At 40.1% G+C, this 16,988-nt stretch carries 15 protein-coding genes; 9 read left to right on the forward strand and 6 right to left on the reverse strand.

The window, feature by feature from the left end:
* Window positions 1-49: 49 nt before the first annotated feature.
* Entirely contained in the window at window positions 50-1,369 is a 1,320-nt protein-coding gene (locus tag P20429_RS09610; protein WP_007583443.1) for a DASH family cryptochrome, read from the forward strand.
* Between the two features lie 29 nt (window positions 1,370-1,398).
* On the opposite strand, the gene P20429_RS09605 is transcribed toward P20429_RS09610, so the two are convergent.
* Window positions 1,399-2,481, reverse strand: coding sequence for a YeiH family protein (locus P20429_RS09605; RefSeq protein WP_007583445.1), 1,083 nt, complete (start codon window positions 2,479-2,481; stop codon window positions 1,399-1,401).
* Between the two features lie 121 nt (window positions 2,482-2,602).
* Here P20429_RS09605 and P20429_RS09600 point away from each other — a divergent pair, with 121 nt between their 5' ends.
* Window positions 2,603-3,481, forward strand: coding sequence for a LysR family transcriptional regulator (locus tag P20429_RS09600; RefSeq protein ID WP_007583447.1), 879 nt, complete (start codon window positions 2,603-2,605; stop codon window positions 3,479-3,481).
* A 326-nt stretch (window positions 3,482-3,807) separates the two neighbouring features.
* Here the strand turns inward: P20429_RS09600 and P20429_RS09595 are convergent, their stop codons facing one another.
* The 4 genes from P20429_RS09595 to P20429_RS09580 form a co-directional block, all read right to left on the reverse strand.
* A complete protein-coding gene (locus P20429_RS09595; RefSeq protein ID WP_007583449.1) occupies window positions 3,808-4,476 on the reverse strand; it encodes a hypothetical protein in 669 nt (222 codons plus the stop codon).
* A 256-nt stretch (window positions 4,477-4,732) separates the two neighbouring features.
* The gene (locus tag P20429_RS09590; RefSeq protein WP_007583450.1) at window positions 4,733-5,191 is read right to left on the reverse strand and encodes a thioredoxin family protein; all 459 of its coding nucleotides are present in this window, start codon (window positions 5,189-5,191) and stop codon (window positions 4,733-4,735) included.
* Window positions 5,192-5,274: 83 nt separating this feature from the next.
* Entirely contained in the window at window positions 5,275-7,242 is a 1,968-nt protein-coding gene (locus P20429_RS09585) for a hypothetical protein (protein WP_007583452.1), read from the reverse strand.
* A 227-nt stretch (window positions 7,243-7,469) separates the two neighbouring features.
* A complete protein-coding gene (locus tag P20429_RS09580) occupies window positions 7,470-8,396 on the reverse strand; it encodes a LysR family transcriptional regulator (protein ID WP_007583453.1) in 927 nt (308 codons plus the stop codon).
* Window positions 8,397-8,570: 174 nt separating this feature from the next.
* Between P20429_RS09580 and P20429_RS09575 the strand changes: the two genes are divergently transcribed.
* The 3 genes from P20429_RS09575 to P20429_RS09565 all read left to right on the forward strand — a co-directional run bounded on the left by P20429_RS09575 (window position 8,571) and on the right by P20429_RS09565 (window position 11,348).
* The gene (locus P20429_RS09575; RefSeq protein WP_007583455.1) at window positions 8,571-9,248 is read left to right on the forward strand and encodes a glutathione S-transferase family protein; all 678 of its coding nucleotides are present in this window, start codon (window positions 8,571-8,573) and stop codon (window positions 9,246-9,248) included.
* A gap of 106 nt (window positions 9,249-9,354) precedes the next feature.
* Complete coding sequence (locus tag P20429_RS09570; protein ID WP_007583457.1) at window positions 9,355-10,482, forward strand: zinc-binding dehydrogenase; 1,128 nt, start codon at window positions 9,355-9,357, stop codon at window positions 10,480-10,482.
* Between the two features lie 380 nt (window positions 10,483-10,862).
* Complete coding sequence (locus P20429_RS09565) at window positions 10,863-11,348, forward strand: hypothetical protein (protein ID WP_007583459.1); 486 nt, start codon at window positions 10,863-10,865, stop codon at window positions 11,346-11,348.
* Window positions 11,349-11,389: 41 nt separating this feature from the next.
* Here P20429_RS09565 and P20429_RS09560 read toward each other — a convergent pair whose 3' ends face one another.
* The gene (locus P20429_RS09560; RefSeq protein ID WP_007583460.1) at window positions 11,390-12,595 is read right to left on the reverse strand and encodes an anhydro-N-acetylmuramic acid kinase; all 1,206 of its coding nucleotides are present in this window, start codon (window positions 12,593-12,595) and stop codon (window positions 11,390-11,392) included.
* Window positions 12,596-12,744: 149 nt separating this feature from the next.
* On the opposite strand from P20429_RS09560, the gene P20429_RS09555 reads away from it, so the two are divergent.
* The 4 genes from P20429_RS09555 (at window position 12,745) to P20429_RS09540 (ending at window position 16,954) form a co-directional block, all read left to right on the forward strand.
* On the forward strand, window positions 12,745-13,245 hold the full coding sequence (locus tag P20429_RS09555) for a GNAT family N-acetyltransferase (RefSeq protein WP_007583462.1): 501 nt from the start codon (window positions 12,745-12,747) through the stop codon (window positions 13,243-13,245).
* A 181-nt stretch (window positions 13,246-13,426) separates the two neighbouring features.
* Window positions 13,427-14,455 (forward strand): NADP-dependent oxidoreductase, encoded by a 1,029-nt coding sequence (locus tag P20429_RS09550; protein WP_007583464.1) that lies wholly within the window; start codon window positions 13,427-13,429, stop codon window positions 14,453-14,455.
* Window positions 14,456-14,505: 50 nt separating this feature from the next.
* Entirely contained in the window at window positions 14,506-15,123 is a 618-nt protein-coding gene (locus P20429_RS09545; protein ID WP_007583466.1) for a glutathione S-transferase family protein, read from the forward strand.
* 211 nt (window positions 15,124-15,334) lie between these two features.
* On the forward strand, window positions 15,335-16,954 hold the full coding sequence (locus tag P20429_RS09540; RefSeq protein WP_007583468.1) for a methyl-accepting chemotaxis protein: 1,620 nt from the start codon (window positions 15,335-15,337) through the stop codon (window positions 16,952-16,954).
* Window positions 16,955-16,988 lie beyond the last annotated feature (34 nt).

Raw genomic sequence — 16,988 nt, forward strand, 5'->3', positions numbered from 1 at the left:
CCCGCTTTTGCTTCGTAAACTTAATGATTACAAAAACCTGAGCAAACCTATGAGCAAACGCATTTTATATTGGTTACAAAACGATTTACGAATAGACGACAACCCTATTTTAAGCGAACTTGCTACTGAGCAATGTGCGCTCGATATTGTATTTGTTATAAACCCGCACTGGTTTAAAAATAATAATTACCAACAAAAGCCATATGGCGTGCACAAACAACAGTTTTTAATGCAAAGCTTATTTGAGCTGCAACAAGCGCTTATTGAACGCGGGCAAACACTGCACGTACTTGAGGGTGAACCGGTTAGTGTTTTAAAGCAACGCATAGCTGAGCAACACATTGACGAAGTGGTGTGCAGTGAACATGTTGGAACCTATGAGCAGCGCCAACTCGCGCGACTAAAAGCACATTGCCTACATGTCATATTTAAAACAACTCAACAAGACACCTTATTTCAACAAAGCGACCTCCCTTTTGATTTAGACGAGCTGCCTAAAAGCTTTACTCCATTTAAAAAAAAGGTAGAGGCGATAAACATACCTATAACAATCTCAGCTCTACCTAAAGGTTTACTCCCTCAGCCTATAACATTATGTGCTGCAAACCCAATTGAGCTTAATGAGCATACTAATTATAACAACGCAGTAATGCATGGCGGGCTTAAAAGTGCGCAAACACATTTAGCGCAATACTTTTCAGGCTTGCTACCAAGTACTTATAAAACAACTCGAAACGAGCTTGATGGCTTTAATAACACCACAAAGTTTAGTACCTGGCTTGCCTTTGGCTGTGTAAGTGCACGGCAAGCTTATAACGTAGTTGAAGAGTACGAACATAAACATATCGCAAACGAATCTACTTATTGGATTAAATTTGAATTGCTATGGCGAGAATATTTTAAATGGCATGCACTTAAGGCAGGTAAAAGCCTGTTTAGCTTTAAAGGTCAAAAGCAAACAAAACCCCTTACTACATTTATGCCAAACCGATTTGCTGCGTGGTGTAATGGCTCAACACCCTACCCATTAGTAAATGCGATTATGAACGAGCTAAATGCTACGGGTTACATATCAAACCGTGCAAGGCAAATTGCAGCGAGCTGCTTAGTGAACGAACTTGGTCTTGATTGGCGTTATGGCGCAGCCTATTTTGAGCAACAACTTATTGATTACGATGTAGCCGCTAATTGGGGTAATTGGCAATATATAGCAGGTGTAGGCGTAGATCCGCGTGGTGGTAGGCACTTTAATATTGAAAAACAAACGTTACAGTTTGACCCGCACGCTGTTTACACTAATAAATGGCAAGGCAATAAAAATACCAGCACACAGCTCGATAACGTAAACGAAGTTGATTGGCCAATTTAAGCCGCCAATCAACTTTTACCAAGTAACGTTTAAAACAGCTCAGCAATGCCTATATTAATAGCGTAACCACCCAATGTTAAAAACAAAAATAAACACAGCGCCAGTAACAGCGGTTTAATACCCGCTTGGCGAATTGCCCCAACATGTGTGCGTAAGCCCAAAGCCACCATCGCAATGGTTAGTAATATATTATCAAACCAAACAACTGCGCTTGTAGCCACTTGAGGAATAACTGATAGCGAATGTAGACCACTTGCCACAATAAATAACACTGCAAACCAAGGGATGCTAATACCTGATTTATTATCCTCATTACTTATAGTATTACCTGCCTTTGCTCTTTTTTTACTTTGCCAAAACGATAAGCCCACTAAAAATGGCGCAAGCATCATCACCCTTAGCATTTTTTCTATAACGGCGGTATCTGCAGCATTGGCGCTTACAGCTGTGCCCGCTGCAACCACTTGCGCTACTTCATGAATAGTTGAGCCTACAAAAATACCGTAAGCGTGTTCACTCAGTCCCATGTAATCAAACATGATTGGATAGGCAAACATGCTTAACGTGCCAAACACCACCACCGTTGCCACCGCTACCGATACTTTATGCGCCTGCGCTTTTATAACCGGCTCAGTTGCCATAACCGCAGCGGCACCACAAATAGAGCTACCCGCGCCAATTAATATGGTTGTTTGTTCATCAAGCTTAAATACTCGTTTGCCAAGCTGTATTGCTAAGATAAACGTACCACTGAGCATAACAATGTCGGTTAGCAATCCACTCCAGCCAACGCCTGCTACCTGTGCAAAGGTAATTCTAAAACCAAATAAAATAATACCCGCTTTGAGTAAAATACTTTTAGCGTAATCAACACCTATATCGGTTCGCGTAGCAATGCGCGAAAAAACACTGTTGCCTACAATAATGCCAAGCACAATACCAATAGTTAAGGAGCTAAACTGGGCACTTTGCATTACCGGTAACTTACTCATGGCAACAGCAACACACGCTAAAACAATAACTAATAGCATTCCTAGCCACCAACGTGAGTTGGTATACTGCTTAGTATTAATACTGAAAGGCTGTGACATATCTTTAATTGCACTAAGCATAGTCATCCCTTAATAAAGTTATCGTAATTAATTGACTTCATTTTAAGAAAGCGCAAGATATAACTCCAATACATTAAAATCATGATTCGATAACTTAAGGTTATGTGATTTGAGAGGCACAATGAACTTGCATGCACTTCGGGTGTTTTATACGGTTGCTAAATTAGGCAGTTTTTCATCAGCAGCTGAGGCGCTTTTTATAAGCCAACCAGCTGTGTCTAAAGCTCTAAAAGAGCTTGAGTATCAGCTAAATATACAACTTATTGAGCGTGCATCTAAGGGGAAGAAACTCACCTTAAGTGAAGGCGGACAAGCACTTTTTGAACATGCTCGTAGTATTTTTGCCATAGAAAAAGCCGCCATTGAAGATATTAAATCACGTACAGGGCTTAAGCGCGGCACACTCGTTATAGGCACCAGTACAACCATTGCCAGCTATTGGCTACCGCCCTATTTAGCCAATTTTTGCGCACAATACCCCCATATAAAAGTAGAAGTACAAGTTGCCAATACTGCAAAAATTGAACACGCCCTACTTGAATGCACTATAGATTTAGCACTGGTTGAAGGCACACCAACCGAGCCGCATATTATAAGCAAGCACTGGCAAAACGATTTAATGAGTGTAGTTATACCCAGTAACTTTAAGCCCACGAAAGACTTAAAAGCATGGTTAAACAAACAATTTTGGCTACTGCGCGAGCCGGGCTCGGGCACTTTAGAAATGTCGGTTAAGTTATTAGCCCAACATGGCGTAATAGCAGAGTGCAGTATGCAATTGGGCAGCAACGAGGCAATAGCAAGGGCAGTAGCACAAGGAATGGGCGTGGCTTTATTGCCTAATGTAGTCACTGAGGATTTAGTGCAGCTTGGTAAATTAACGCGCCTGAGTCAAAAAAATAACGAGCAACTCTCTCGGCCACTGTATCAACTACACTATAAAGACAGACCGTCTTCACATGCCGCACAAGCATTCGAAAAAAGCCTGTTTAGTGAATAATGTTTATATGCGTAAATTTAACCGTTATATGTATGCTACGTATGTGCCAATTGCGAACGCTATTGACTTAAGATGCATGGAATCAAGATTTAATCCCTTTAGCTGAAGCCTCAATTGACGGCTTTTGTATCTAAGATCACTTTCAAACAATGAATAAAGACCCCCTAGTAAGCATGCTATGGGTGTTATCTGACAAACTAAAGAAGATTAAGTGTAGTGTAAGAAAAATTTAGTCATATAAAAACCCGCTAAATTAGCGGGTTCTAGTAAAACAGATTTAAAGACCTGCTGTGGATATTGAGCGATGATAGGGTGGAAAACTGCACCTACTGACTTAAACTTATTAAGCCCGCATGAACTTTTTTGCTATATTCTTTATCTCTAATGCAAAATACAAATTCAGCACTGGAGAAAAAATTAATTATAACTAAAGTGTCGGTATTTTTCATATCTAAAAAAGTATAATTAACTGTCTGACCATTTACACTAAACCATTTCGCATCCTTAAGCCTATTTTCTACCTCTACTTTATCTTTTTCATAAACAAAAGGGGTTGGAACAAATGAAATTGACTTACTCTTGATTAGTACCTCGCCAAACTCCCTAAAATAAAGCCCTTTCGCACATTTTTCCGCTGAATCTAAAACTATTTGTGTATGCTCTCTAGCATTCCATAGCCTAACTTTCTGTCCATTACGTTCCTCTATCTGTAAGTTATGTATAAAACTTCTTTTTAACTTACCATTATTATCAAATGTTTTACTGACACTATATAAGAGCTCATTTCCATCCTGCTGCGCTACCAAACCAATAAACACTTTAAAAATTTCATCTTGTTCTGAAGAGCCATTATTACAAGACTCACAAGCTTTTAAAGTATGTAAGTTTGGAATGATTTTCCTTGTCTCTTTAGGGTATAGACCTTTTTGTGGTAGGTGCTCTTTTGTTAACTTTTCCGTAAAACGACCACATAATGCGCACTCTAGAGCAGCCATAGAGACTTTCCTTAATAAGACATAACACAATAAAACTCAGTTCCCTCATGTATATAAATTGGTGACGGTACTATTTATATGATTATTCAAAACAGATATACATCAGATAAATCTCACTCAACATATAGAAGGAATCCAAAAGAGTAAATTTTTGGCTTCACACATTAAAGTATCAGGAGACTACTCATAGCAGCCCAACAGCTAACTTATAAACCTATTTGCTAAATCGTTAACCCCAAATACGAACAAGCTCTATTTACAAACCCTGTGTTAAATCTTGCGCCAATGTACCCGTTGGCTTTTCAATTACGCGTACTAACTCTTTACCATTTTGTTTTACTATAAACGTAGGTGTGTATTGTAAATCGTTAGCTTCTGCAATGCCTGCATCGTCTTGCTTGTTGTAACCTACGGCCACATAGTCAATGCTTGCAAGTTGTACTTTCGATGCATCAATTAACTTAATGAGTTTTGGCACTTCGCGCTCACTGTCGTGGCACCACGTTCCAAATAATACAATAAGCTCTTTGCCTTCTAGCTTTTGCATTAGGGCAATGTCTTGTGCTGTTGGCGTAAACGCTTTGTATTGTTCGTTAAACTTGTCGTAGGCGCTTAGCAGTACATCAGTGCTAATTCCGCCCGAAAACGGTGCATCAGCAGCGCAGCTTACAAGCGGCATGCTTAAAGCGCACAGTAAAATTAATTGTTTAAACATAAGGTTGCTCTTAATTTAGGTATTAATTTAGGTATTAAACGACTATACCCAATATTGAGTGTGGAGTGAACAACTCAAGACCGTTACTTTTTATCCATAAAAAAGTTAACTTGCGATAAGTTAGTTAAATATTCTCGCCTTACGTCTTTATTCTCAGCTAGCTTCTCTAAATTACCAATCAAGGTAACTAGTTTATTATGAGAATGGCTGCTTGTTTTTTTAAACTCATCTTGTTTTTCGTCGCTCTCAACACGCTCTTTTTTATTCATGTTGTAGCTGTTTTCGTTTTTTTCAAGCCAAATATCGTCAATTAAGCGAATGTCACTTTTGCTAATGGTTTGCTCTTGCATCGCCATTTGCAGCTCGTATTGATTAGTTTGCGGATTAAACTCAAACATTTTTGTATCAACATCAACCTCGTGAGACTGATCAAGCCCCACAAGCTCTTTATTTTTAACGGCGGTGTTTACGTTATAACTCTCTTCTTTGTTGTAATAATCAGGGCGACTGTATTGATAATCAAAATGGCTACTTACATTTTTACTTTGCGTTACACCGCTAAGCTCCCCTAATTGGGCTTGTTCAGTCGCTTGGCTTAGCTCAATTGTACTTTTAGGTTGATAATCGCCGTTATCCAGCGCATAAGAAAACGTAGCATCAAAATCAGCGAGCTTAGAAATCCCCGCACCCAATGTATTTGGCGCTTTATTACCTAGCCCTTGGTAACGGACATCGTTTGTAATCATGTTATCAACCAAATCGGCAACCATGGCGCGCCCGTCATTAAAGTGCTGAACTGCAAGTGACTCCAAATTGCTATAACGCTCAGCAGCCGACGACATACTCGCAAAAGCCCCTTTAAACAAAGCAAAACCTTGCTGCATTGCCTCATCGCCTTTGCGCCCAAATGCCGACTCTTTATCGTCTTTGGTGCTGTTTACTCGGCTATCTTCTAAGCTTTGATCTAGCGACGCTAAATACTGCTGCATTTGCTGCGTGTCTTTAGCGCCAATGGTTGACATATCGAGTGCAAAATCAATGTCGTTTTGCCCACCTACTGCTTTAAACACAAGTGCTTGCTGGTTTGATGCTTCATAAATGGAGTAGCTTAAATCAAGAGTATTCTCTGCAGTATCAAGCGCATCATTTTGCGTTGTTGAAAACGACACATTAAAACCGGCTAACTGCTCACTATTAAAGCCTGCTAAAAAATCTAAGCTCATGTCTGTTTGGTTTGGCACTATAAGAGGATTAAATGAATTTTCACTCACTTTAAAAAACTCATCGGCCATTTCACCAACACCCGCCATAACCTGCGTTAAAGCCGTATGTTCAGCCTCAGATAAATTGCCATTAACTTCGTAACTTATGCCAAAGCCATCTATCGCTTCACCTGTTTCTTCGTCATAACCTTGCGATGAGTTAAAGGTAATGTTTATAACATCGCCTTCTTTAGTTTTTACCGAGAGCTCAAACAAGTAGTTATCGTCATCCTCGTATTTTGCGCGATTAAGGCTTTCCATGTAAGGATTAAGTGAGCGCTCAACACGTTGCTGGCTTGAGGCTAAAAACGTTTTTTGCTCATGCCCAAGCTGACCTAAACTCGATAAAATATCGCTGGTATTAGCATAAGCACCCTGAATATTTTTAACTGACGTATTTAATCGCTCAATTAATTGGGTACTGTTTTCGTTTTTTAATAACCCCTCATGCTGAGAACTTATTACGGTGCGCAGGGCAAGTTCTTCATCGGAGAGTTTATAGTTAAGCGTGCTCGGCGTGCTTGAAATTGTAAATAACGAGGTAAGTTGCTGCTGTAAAACGTCCCCTACTTTTTGATTGCTGGCTAGTGCTTCGTCAATAGTTTCGTTATTTAGCTGGCTTAGTTGTTTTTCGGATATTTTGGGGGCGTTAGTTTGTAAATCATTAATAGCTTGAAGGTCGCTACCGGTTAGTAGCGAAGGACTCACAGAGGTTTGGTTAGCGTTATTAACTGATTGAGCAAGTAAAGTACTTAAATTAGACTGGCTGCCAAGTGCATTATTAACCATGATTATCCTTAATCGCTAAACCCTATTAAGTAATTTATCGGTCGCAGCATTAAAAGCTTTAGCTTAAGGAGACGTTTTTTACCTATTATTTATACAAACAACCCATTAATAAATTAAATAAGCATAAATGACGTAAATCTAAACCGGATAAGCGTAGGTCGGATAAGTACAGCGCCATCCGACAATTCACCACTCTATTTATTTACAACACGCCTGACTCTTAAGGGCTATTCTGTTCGCTTACCACTTTCATTTGTTTCTTTTATTCTTTGTACTAAAAAGTCGACCGCCGCTTTTACCTTTGGTACTAAATAGCGCTGCTTTTGATACAACAAATAAACCGCCATGGTCGCATTTTGGCTTATCGCTAACTCATGCTCAAATTTAAGCTCTTGTAATTGGCCAGACTCAAGGTATGAGTCGAGCGCCCACCGAGTTGACATTAAAATGCCCTCACCATTACATGCTTTTTTAGCCAGCCACGATCCGTTATTTGAAATAGCGACCGCAGGGCCAGAAACGTCGTGCCATTGCTCATCCACTTTACATAACCAAGGTGTTGGCCCCGCTGGCGTTTTAAAATAAAGGCCACTGTGGCCCTTTAATTCCATAACATTAGTAGGTACACCGTATTTTTGTAAATAGCAGGGTGACGCGACAGGAATAAAGCCGTTATCCATTAGTTTTATTGCTAGCACGCGCTCATTTGGCGCATAGCCACCGCGAATAGCAATATCAACATCGTCACGCCCAAGTGTCGACAGCTCATCACTTAAGCTAACATCTAATATAATTTCGGGGTATAGCGCGCTAAATTCATCAAGCAAAGGCAGTAATATTTTGTCACCAAAACTCACCATTGAGCTTATACATAATCGCCCCATTGGTGTTGTTTGATAACTGCGTACAGTTTCGTGGCTTTGCTCTAGCTGATTTAATATTTGCTGAACATCGTTATAGTAAATTTGCCCCACTTCGGTCAATTTAACTATGCGGGTAGAACGCTTTAAAAGCGTCGCCCCTAGGCTTTTTTCTAAATCAGCAACTCGCCGCGACAACGACGAGGGCGGCACATCAAATGCTTTGGCGGCTTTGGTAAAACTGCCCGTTTCAACCACTTTAATAAAATACCGTATGGCTTTTAGTTGATCCAAGTTGCCTCTCCATTAAATAAAATGCTTTATTGTCTTAAAGACAAAAGTGATTCGCATTTTCCCCTATATATAAGCAAATTAAAACAAGTAATAATGTACTCAACCTAAAGACAGGGACTTAAATTGCATTTTTTGGCAATTAAACACCTTCACTCAATGATGGAAAGCTGACTTATGATTACTTTGCACGGTTTTGCTGCTAGCAACTATTACAACCTAGTTAAACATGTACTTTTACACAAACAACTGCCATTTAAAGAACACCTTGTTTACGGCGGTAGTGAAGAGTTACTAGCAATCAGCCCTGCAGGCAAAGTGCCTGCAATCACAACAGCTAACGGCCTTAATATTTCTGAGTCGAGTGTTATTTGCGACTTTATAGAAGAGTCGTACCCACAAACCCCGCTATATCCTAAAGATGCAGGTGAGCGCGCAGTTGTACGTCAAATTATGAAAATGGCAGAGCTTTATTTTGAACTGCCAAGCAGACGGTTTATCCCTTATGTATTTTCAGGCGCTAAAGTACCTGAAACAACTAAAGCCGAAGTACGCCAAGTATTAACTCGTGGTGTAACCGCTTTGAGTAGCGTGTGTAAGTTTTCACCTTGGATTGCAGGCGAGCAATTTACAATGGCAGACATTTACGTTTATTACGTAAACACCATAGTTAGCGCCTTTGGCTCAAGCCAGCTTGATTGGGATGTACTAGCACAAGTTCCCGGTATGAAAGAGTGGAACGAATCAATGAGCCAATTAGCCATTGCCCAAAGCATAGAGGCCGATCGCCAATCAAATATGGCTGAATTTATGCAAAAAGTGAAAGCGCAAATTCAAGCAGCAAACACTAAATAACGCGTAGCTATAAAAGTATCTATTCTAAATTTTAATTACTAACACAGTATCGCCAATACAATAATGTTATTGGCTTAACAAATTTAATTCTTTGCAGGAGACACCTATGACAGATAAAAATATCCAACTTACTTCAACTATCAGCGAAGACAATAAACTTACACTTGCCTTAAAAAACATCGAGATGCCAAAGCCGAATGCCGATGAAGTAGTTATTCGCATTGAAGCTGCACCATTAAACCCATCAGACTTAGGCGTTTTATTCAGCGCAGCTGATATGTCTACTGCAAAACAATCGGGTACTGATGAAGACCCAGTAATTACTGCCGATGTTCCAGCTCAATTTATGCCATCACTTAAAACCCGTGTTGGAAAAGCAACCCCTGTAGGTAATGAAGGCGCAGGCACCGTAGTGGCAGCAGGCTCATCACCAGCCGCACAAGCATTAATGGGTAAAACCGTTGCAGTAATTGGCGGCGGTACGTATCGTCAATTTATATGTGCCAATGTACAAAGTTGCCTAGAGCTAAAAGAAGGGACTACTGCTAAAGAAGGTGCATCATCTTTTGTTAACCCACTTACCGCACTTGCAATGGTAGAAACCATGCGCGCTGAAGGCCATAAAGCCATTATTCATGCTGCTGCAGCTTCTAACCTTGGCCAAATGCTAAACCGTATTTGTATTGCCGATGGCGTTGATTTAATTAATATTGTTCGCAAACCAGAACAAGAAAAATTACTGCGCGATATGGGTGCAAAATATATTGTTAACTCAAGCAGCGACACTTTTCTTGCTGACCTAACAGCTGCAATAATCGAGACCGGTGCAACTATAGCGTTTGACCCTATTGGTGGCGGCCAACTAACAAGTGACATTCTTAACTGTATGGAAGTTGCAGCTGCGCGCGATATGAAAGAGCACACAATTTATGGCTCTGATACATTTAAACAAGTGTATATTTATGGTGCACTAGACCGCGGCCCTATTACGTTAAACCGTAACTTTGGCTTTGCTTGGGCTGTAAACGGGTTCTTGTTATTTAATGCTTTAGGTAAATTAGGCACAGATACAGTAATGAAAATGCGCAAACGCGTTGCTGATGAAATCACAACTACATTTGCGAGCAACTACACACACGAAGTGTCATTAGCTGAGGTATTACATTTACAATCAATCGCGGCTTATTCTAAACAAGCTACCGGGGAGAAGTACTTAATTAAACCTCAAGCTTAATTGAATATTCTTCGTTAGAAATATAAAAGCAGATGCTAATTAGGTATCTGCTTTTTTGTCGTAATAAAAACTTAAAAATATAATGAATGCGCAATAGGCTCGCTAATTGTTATTGAATTTATAATTTTTAATACACTCATTCAAGCCATCAATGAAATTTTGGTGTAAATGAATATCTAAATTACTTAACGCATTTAAGAACGTATCTTTAGAAATATCACCTGGGATCACCTTCTAGCATTATAAAATTTCAACAAAGATCATCTTTGATCAAACCACTCAATAATTGTACTAATTAATGCAATTAGTCATAAATCTGTAACTTTGATCCGCGATAATCTCTATCCGATAAATAAATAGACTCAAGAAGACTAAGTAAGATGAGTACACCCTTAGTGCAACTAACATTTGCACTGCAATCATTTGATGATTCTATGTCTGCGGCGATGAGCCACGCTATGGAATATGAAAAGCTATCGCTAAAAGCCAATGCTGCGCATAACATTACGCTGCAGTGTGTGTTGCCTGATGGCGCAAATGAGAGCGATGTTATTTCACTAAGTGCAACGCAGCCCAGTGCGCGTGGGGCGCAGTATTTTACTGAAAAAACGCTGAGCAATGCGGATCTTGAATCTGGTACTGTAAACCTAACTTTAAGTAACATTACACAAAGCCAGTGTTTTGTAGTGCAAATGATGCTGCATGGAAAAAACACGACTTTAAAAGAAAGCCAACAGCTCGATGTGTACATTAAAGCATTTGATCAAGGCTATATTCCTGAGCAAATAAAAACTGAACATACCAAGTCACAGGGCGTTCGTAGCTACTTTGCAAGTATGGGTTCTACGTTTTTATCGCTGTTTTAGTGCTGACTGCACTTAAATTACGCGACGCTACTTATAAGTTATTAATCTGCAAAACTTACTTTACCCATAGTAACTCCCGCAATACCTTGTGCAGTATTACTTAGGTGTTGCTGCTCTCCGGCTAGGCATTCGTTTGCTAAAATAGCAAATAACACGGCCTCTTTTGCGTCGGGATTTATACCTAAATCGTCGGTGTTTTTAAAAGCCTTAATACGTGGGCAAAGCGCTTTAAGTTGCGCCATTATTAATGGGTTGTGAATACCCCCACCACTTGCATACACCACACAATTTTGTTCGCGCTCTGCACACTCGTTTAATGCATTTGCTATAGCGGTTGCTGTAAAGGTATTTAAGGTGGCCATTACATCTTCATGGCTTAAGTGCTGTGTATTTGTAAGCTGCTGTGCGGCGTTTAAATACGCTAAGCTAAATACCTCTGGCCCTGTGGTTTTAGGCATTGGGAGTTTAAAAAATGCGTTATTACATAATGCATTTAATAATGGTGTATTTACCTTGCCTGCTTTTGCTATTTTTGCGCCATCGTCATAATGTAGCCCAGTAAAATGTTGCTGTACGTAGGCATCCATAATGGTATTACCGGGGCCAATGTCGGAGCTAAACACACCGTTTGCATCACCATTTTTGGGTAAAAACGTTAAGTTAGCTATGCCGCCCATATTTAGCAAAACCCGACTCTCCACAGCGCTCGAAAAATACAAATAATCGCCATACACAGCAAGTGGTGCGCCCTCGCCCCCTGCGGCTATGTGTTTTTGCCTAAAGTCCCCAATGGTAGTAATACCCGTAGTAACGGCTATTTGGTCACTGTCGCCAATTTGTAAAGTGCCGTTATTAAAGTCTTTATGGTTATGCTGCGACTGCGGGCAGTGGTAAATGGTTTGTCCGTGGCTTGCTATTACATCAATACTTGCCGGGTTTATTTGCCAAGTATGTAAGCACTGGTTAACCATATCGCCATGGAGTTTACCTACCCACGGGTGCAGTAAAGTAACAAGCTCTAAATCGCATTCTCGCTTAGCAAATACCTGCTTTATTTTAGTTTTATAATCGTCGTTGTAATCAACAGTGGTAAAATTTAAAACCTCAATGTGTGTATTTAAGCCCGCGCCCGTTACTTTACATAGTGCAACATCAAGCCCATCCAACGAGGTACCGCTCATTAAACCAATAATTAAACGGCTTGGTTTTTGGGCGCTGTTATAAAGAGCTTTAATGTGAGGGTGCATAATGGCATCTAAAATAGGTGTAATATTTTGCTTATATTAGAGGACTTTAAAACAAAGTAATAGCCGTAAACCGTTTAATTTAGGTTCTGATTGTTTAACGTTAAAATGATTGTTAAGTTAGTGTGCATACTAAAAATTTATGAAAAAATATGATCACCCTCAGAGAGTTTAAAGCCCAAGACGCGCCTTTTATTATTAGCACCCTAAATGATGAACAGGTAACGCGTTATTTATCGTCAAAAATTCCGTTTCCGTATACGCAAGCCGATGCTGATTGGTGGATAAACCAAGGCTCAAAAAACGGCGTAATTGACGCAACGGCTAAGGCCATTGAGGTTAATGGACAATTTGCCGGCTGTATTGGCATAACTCCCGGCGAATTTGAATACAGCCACAGTGGCGAAATTGGTTATTGGCTAAATAAAGCCTATTGGGGGCAAGGCATTATTACTCGCGCTATTGAACTTATATGCGAAGAAGCGTTTGCAAACTCACACTTAAACAGAATTTTTGGCGCTGTGTTTGCTGGTAATACCGGCTCTATGAAAGCACTTATTAAAAGTGGCTTTGAGCAAGAGGCTGTGCTTAAACAGGCCATTTATAAAAACGGGGTGTTTTACAATAGCCATATTTTTAGCAAGCTAAAATAAACCATTTAGAATAAATACTCTGCAAAGCTTGAATTATCAACCACCCGCCCAAAACTCCTTTATTAAGGTACGCATTGTACATATTCATACTGCTTAGCCGCGCATTATTGTTTAGCTGATCACGATTTTTAAAGCGTAAACATTCGGTAAGTAGTTTATTTATATTAATAGGAGATCTTTTATGTCTACGACTAGTCGCCAACTTACTCTTGAATCACGCCCTAATGGCGCTCCAACAGATGAAAACTTTAAATTAAAAACGGTAGAGCTTCCTGCATTAAAAGACGGCGAGGTTTTACTACGCACTATTTACCTATCGCTAGACCCGTATATGCGTGGTCGTATGAGTGATGCTAAGTCGTACGCTGACCCTGTTAATATTGGCGATGTAATGGTTGGCGCAACAGTGTGCCAAGTAGAAGAGTCTAAAAACGATAAGTTTAACGAAGGCGAATGGGTCCTTGCCTACACAGGTTGGCAAGACTACGCCATTACCGACGGCGAAGGCTTAATGCAGTTAGGTAAAGAGCCTGCAAACCCTTCATACGCATTAGGTATTATGGGTATGCCTGGCTTTACTGCTTACATGGGTTTACTTGATATTGGCCAGCCTAAAGAAGGCGAAACCGTAGTTGTTGCAGCAGCAACAGGCCCAGTAGGTGCAACGGTTGGTCAAATAGCTAAAATTAAAGGCTGTAAAGTAGTCGGTGTTGCTGGTGGTAGCGAAAAATGTGCACACGCCGTTGAAAAACTAGGGTTTGATGCCTGTATTGATCACAAAGCTGATGACTTTGCAGAGCAGTTAGAAAAAGCCTGCGATAAAGGCATTGATGTTTACTACGAAAATGTGGGCGGTAAAGTATTCGACGCCGTATTACCACTATTAAATACCGCAGCGCGCGTACCATTGTGTGGTTTAGTATCGCAATATAACGCAACTAGCTTACCAGAAGGCCCAGACCGTTTAGGTATGCTAATGGGTCAATTGCTTACTAAGCGTATTAAAATGCAAGGCTTTATCATTTTTGATGATTACGGCGACCGTTACGACGAGTTTGCACAAGACATGCAAAAATGGCTACAAGACGGAAAAATTCAATACCGTGAGCACATGGTAGAAGGCATCGAAAATACAGTAAGCGCGTTCAACGACATGATATGCGGTAAAAACTTTGGTAAAACTGTGGTTAAAATTAATAACCCACTTTAATTTTAAACGGCTTGTAAGGCCAAGTCCTTACAAGCCACAAAAGGACTGACATGATCAAACTACACCATTTAAATAAATCACGTTCTAAACGCGTAATTTGGCTTTTAGAAGAGCTAAATGTTGACTACGAAATTGTGGCTTATCAGCGTAATAAAGACACCTTCTTAGCCCCTGACGAACTAAAGCATATTCATCAACTTGGTAAGTCACCGGTAATTGAAGATGGCGGTTTAATTATTGCTGAATCAGGCGCTATTACCGACTACCTTATTTCTAAATACGGTAACGGTAAATTTGCTCCAAAAGTAGATACCGCTGAATATGTTGACTACCAGCAATGGCTGCACTTTGCAGAAAGCTCAGCAATTTTACCGCTTTTACTTAAAATGTTTGTACTAAAAGACGGCGCTAAAACGCAGTTTTTAGAAGGCTATGCCGACGCTGAAACAGCTAAAGTAATTAGCTACTTTAACGACCGCCTTGAAGGTAAACGTTATTTAGTGGGCGATACCCTAACGGGCGCTGACTTTATGATGTCGTTTATTGTTGAAATAGTCAAAAACTCAGGTCAATTAGCGCACTTTAAAAACCTCGTTAAATACGACGAACAATTACAAAGCCATGAGAAGTTTCATACAGCTAATGAGCTAGAAGCAAAGTACGACTAAACTTTTATATAACACTAAGGGGCATTTAGCCCCTTTTTTAATGCCTGAAAAACACTCCTCATTAAAGTTACGCTTGTAAACTAAATTAACAAACAATCCCTTATTGCTAATAAAACTTTAATTAATAAGGCATAATGCTGCTATTGTTTTAGAATAATCACTAATAATACAAGCTGCTCTTGCGCGTATTGACTCACACTTGGGATCAACCATGACCATAAACATGCGTTTAACGACTGGCTTTGGCGTAATTTTATCAATGATGCTTATTTTAACCATTATTGGAATTTCGCGCGTTAGCCTCATTAATAATAACATTACCCACATGACCGACGTAAATTCGGTAAAGCAACGTTACGCAATTAACTTTAGAGGCAGCGTACACGACAGAGCAATAGCCGTGCGCGATGTAGTGCTAATTACCGATCAAAGCAGTTTAAGCACAGTGTTAAAGAACATAAAAGAGCTAAACGCATTTTACCAAACGTCAAGCCGGTCTATGGCCGAGCTAATGGGTAATATGAATAATGAAGAACGCGCTCTAATTAATAAAATAAATCAAATAGAGCAGCGCACTCAACCTTTCATTCAAGGTGTAATAAACGCTAAAAATGCAGGAAACCTAAACGAAGCTGAGCGCATTTTATTAACCGATGCGCGCCCTGCGTTTACCCAGTGGCTAAATGTTATAAACCAATTTATAAACCTACAAGAACAAGCAAATCAAACCACCACTATCGATACTCTCGATATTGCCAGCTCGTTTAAAATTTGGATGATTTCGCTCACCGCGCTTGCCTTTTTAATAGGCACAAGCGTTGCGTATGTTATTAGCCAACTGATCAGAAATTCAGTAGGTGGCGAACCACAAGAAGCTGCTGAAGTAATTGCCCTTATTGCGCAAGGCGACTTAAGAGGTGATGTACAGTCGTGTTGCCCAAATAGTATGATGGCTTCTGTAGGGGTTATGCAATCTAAATTAAAAACCATTGTAGATAGCATTATTAACTCATCTGAAGAGCTTTCTACTCACTCTGCAAGCGTAGCGTCTGGCTCGCAGCAAGCACTTAGTGCCGCTGACGCACAAGTAACTTATACAAACTCGGCAGTAAGCAGCCTAGAAGAAATGAGCCGTAGTATCCATGCTGTAGCCGACTCAGTTAGGCAAACAGAAGATAACTCAAAAATAACCGCGCAATTATCGCAGCAAGGTAGTATTGCAGTGCAAAAAGTAGCGGCCGAAATTGAGCAAATCTCAGTAACCGTAAAAGCCACAGTTACCCAAGTAAACGTGTTGCAAGAACATGTAAAACACATTGGCGATATTTTAAGTGTGATCCGCAGTATTTCCGATCAAACAAACTTGCTTGCGCTAAATGCGGCAATAGAAGCTGCAAGAGCAGGCGAAACAGGCCGAGGGTTTGCTGTTGTTGCTGACGAGGTAAGACAACTTGCCCAGCGCACTGGCGACGCAACAGGCGATATTGAAAAGATGATTTTGCAAGTACAAGAAAACACGCAAGCGTCGGTAACAGCTATGGAAACCACAGTACCACAAGTAGAAAATGGCCTAACGCTTACTCACGAAGCAAACGAGTTACTGCATCAAATACAGCAACAAGCTAACGATTCATTAAGTAACGTGCTTGAAATTGTTGAATCAACATCAAACCAAGTAGCCACCGTGGCGCAAATTAGTACTGGCGTAGAAGAAATTGCCAGTATGTCCAAAGAAACCAGCATGTCGCTTAACAGTAACGCACAAGAAGCCGTTGCATTAGCTGACCTCTCAAACACACTTAAAAAGTATATTAGCTACTTTAAAGTTTAATTTTTATAGTAAGCAATAAACAAAGGGGCTTTTA

This window comes from Pseudoalteromonas sp. BSi20429, from assembly GCF_000238895.1.
GTDB classification, from domain to species: Bacteria; Pseudomonadota; Gammaproteobacteria; order Enterobacterales; family Alteromonadaceae; genus Pseudoalteromonas; species Pseudoalteromonas arctica.